Source organism: Bartonella sp. MU70NMGDW, assembly GCF_042194085.1.
GTDB classification, from domain to species: Bacteria; Pseudomonadota; Alphaproteobacteria; order Rhizobiales; family Rhizobiaceae; genus Bartonella; species Bartonella grahamii.
Genome location: NZ_JBHIMK010000152.1, coordinates 1 through 3,174 on the forward strand (window position 1 = coordinate 1; position 3,174 = coordinate 3,174).

Annotated in this window: 1 protein-coding gene and 1 pseudogene; both read right to left on the reverse strand. The window is 31.7% G+C overall.

Features of this window, described 5'->3' with window-relative positions; all coding sequences use genetic code 11:
• Positions 1–144: 144 nt before the first annotated feature.
• Complete coding sequence (locus tag ACFIKE_RS08965) at positions 145–1,128, reverse strand: hypothetical protein (protein WP_375649417.1); 984 nt, start codon at positions 1,126–1,128, stop codon at positions 145–147.
• 1,710 nt (positions 1,129–2,838) lie between these two features.
• A pseudogene (locus tag ACFIKE_RS08970) lies at positions 2,839–3,174 on the reverse strand (type ISP restriction/modification enzyme); the annotation flags it as partial.

Consider the following 3,174-nt stretch of genomic DNA (forward strand, 5'->3'; position numbering starts at 1 on the left):
GGTAGAGAACATGTTTACCAAATACACGCGTTTCATTTGTGAGTGCAAACTTCTTTTGCATGAGCACAATTCCTTTATAAAGAGATTTAAATTTTTAAATGAGAATGTTTAAAGGAGGGCGCCCCCGCCGTGTCCGCGCGTCATTTACACAGTTGTAAAAACAATATCACCAGTGATAACGGGTTCTTTATAATTGCCACCAATTTTGGTATCACCACCAATCTCAGTATAGCCAATTACCTTGGCATTGCCATAGACATGAGCATCACCATGGACCTTGCCATAAATTTTTGCATTGTCATAAATGCGAGCATCATCATAAACCTCAGCATTATCAGAAATTAAAGCATTATTGGAAACCCAAGCGCCACCATAAACCTTGCCATAAACCTTGGCATTGTCATAAACGCAGCCCTTATCATAAACATGGGCATAACCAGTCACTATAGCATTCCCATAAACCTTGGCTTCTCTATTGACCATAGCAGCGCCACAAACATGGGCATTATCGCAAACCCTAGCATTATCAAAAACTGTAGCATTTTCATAAACATGGGCATTATCATAAACCTGAGAGGTTCCTAAAACACGTGCTTTATCATAAATCTCAGCATTGCCATAAATTCTAGTTTTATCAAGAAACTTGCCATAAATAGTGTCATAAATTTTTGCATTTCCATACACTTTAGCATGTCCAAAAATATCACCATAAACCAATGCGTTCTCATATACTTGCGCATTGCCATAAACCTCAGCTCTAATATGCACGCTAGCATTACCATAGACCCTTGCATTTTCATAAATTTTTGCAGATCCAGTAATTTTTGCATTATCCGAAACATGGGCATTATCGTAAATACGAGCATCACCATAAACCATGGCATTGCCACCGACCCAACAATCACCATTATGAGCTAAATTTGCAACCTTATGTATAAAACCGCCTAAATCACCAGCTTTTATATTAGCAAAATCCCTTAAAGCCCGAATGCGATAAAGAGTATAATCACCAACCTCTATTGTCTCTCCTGTAAATTCGTATTTTTTTGCAGGCTCTTGTTTATTAACGGGCGCGGTTGCATTTGAAATGGAAGAGATAACGGGGGTGTTTTTTACTATAGTTTTCATAGTTTTTTCCTAACGAAATTAAAATTTTTCATTAACAGCCCATAAGGGCGCCGGGTGCTGAAAAACACGGTCGTTAGTCCGCTGTTATGCTTTCCTCATAAAGAGTATTGTATAGCATAACCACACCCGACAAAATCGTTATATGCCAACAATAGCATAAAAGAAAGTCAGTATTTTAAAGAATGGGAAGGGTTGTTTCGTAACCAATCCGCTAACGATTAAGTGTTTTTCAATCACTTGAGTATTTATATAACAAAATACGTATTTATTGTCAAATAATATTTTATCTTTTTTGATATTTTTTTATATTTTTTAAATACGTTGTGTATTGATAATATCTTATGCCTATTAATTTCTTCTTTTATATTTATACGCTTTCAAATCTATATTATAGTCTTTATAAAACGGTTGCGTTGTTTTTTGAATCTATACATTTATAATATTTAAAAACGCTCTTATAATGCGTATTTTTATCTTTATAACCTATCAGTTTTTTCACTAAATGAATTTAAAATTTTTTTGTGAATTTTGTTTATAACACATTTGCAACTTAATAGCTTTTTATAGAGATGGTCTTTATAACCAATGCATTCATTTGCATTTTTGCTTTATTCAAATAAAGCTACTGTTTTTACGCATTCTCTATAGTTGTTATGTTCTTTTATAGCCATGGCATCATTTTTCATGTTCATAAGAGAAATGATAAATAGGCTATATGATAATTGTGATTTATAGACTGTTATGAAAACATCTAAAGAGAGATTGATAATTATAAAGATTAGCAAAATCCCTTTTAATAGACTTTTGTCAGTTGTGTCAGTTTTGTCAGTTCTTTTTAGAGGCTATACTATTTTTTTAAAATGATAAAAAATTAAAAGCATTATATTTCAATATGTTAGTCTTTTTAAGATACAACTTATATAGATAACACAACCTTAAATACAATTAATAATATATATTTGTCAGTTATCTGTCAGTAAATTGAACTGACAAAAGTGATTATTTTAGTGTGTCATTAAAACATGTCTTATGAAAAGCGTATGAAAGTAAAAACTGATTACGTTATCAAAATCCCTTTTATGAATTTTTATCAATTTATTTAAATAGATAACCTTATGATTTTAGTGAGTGATTAAACCACGTCTTAAAAAAACATGTGATCCTTTAAAGCCTTTCAAAAGAAACGGTTTATGATCATAAAAATGCTATTAAGACTATTATGGTTATGAGTTTAGGGGGGTATGGGGGTTTTGGGGGGGCTTTTTACCCCCCCCTTTATATATATTTTTTAGTCAAAAATAAAAGTTATTATATTTCAAAAAGTTAAGCTTTCAAATAAACAACCTATATTAAACATAAAACATAAATACAATTTTTAATATATATCTAAGAGGGTTTTGTAGGTGTTTTGGGGGTTTTAAAAACAGACAAAACCTATAAGTAATATAAGAAAATGAATATACATAACTCTGTTTAAACAAAGCTTTTGAAAAGCATAAAGCTATCATTTTAAATACGGTATAATCTCTTAAAGGCAATCCAAATAAGAGTATCTAAAAGTGCAAGTTTCTTCTTTTTAGAATAACGCATATAAGCACTCTTTTTAAAGATTGTATGTAATCAACTTAACAAGAGAGGTATAGATTATGGTTATAAGCTCTATACCCCTTGTGAATTTAGCATGCCTATCATGTGAACATGCTTTATAAGTTATTCAGTTTCTCTTAGTTCTAATTTTGGTAGGTTCTTAACGATTTTCATGGTTTCTAAACTTACGGTAATAACCCTCTGAAATAACTCTAGAGGTTAGGCAGGGTTGCCAACGGTTTCAACAGCATAGTGATTGGCATCATTCACAATGCCACTCTTTTTATCAGTCTTAACACATTGACGCCCCATAACCCATTCAAGAGCGGATTTACCATTTACAATATAGCTATAAGCTTCCTTAGGTATATCTGTCATTGTGATATTGCTATTGTAAATAACAGTTGATTTATCTTTTTCTTTACCTGCTTTTGCGAATTTCATTTCTGTAACGTAATA

What these genes read in the sequence shown, in the direction of transcription:
- ACFIKE_RS08965 (WP_375649417.1), bottom strand. Translation starts at nt 1,128, where the DNA reads ATGAAAACTATAGTAAAAAACACCCCCGTTATCTCTTCCATTTCAAAT.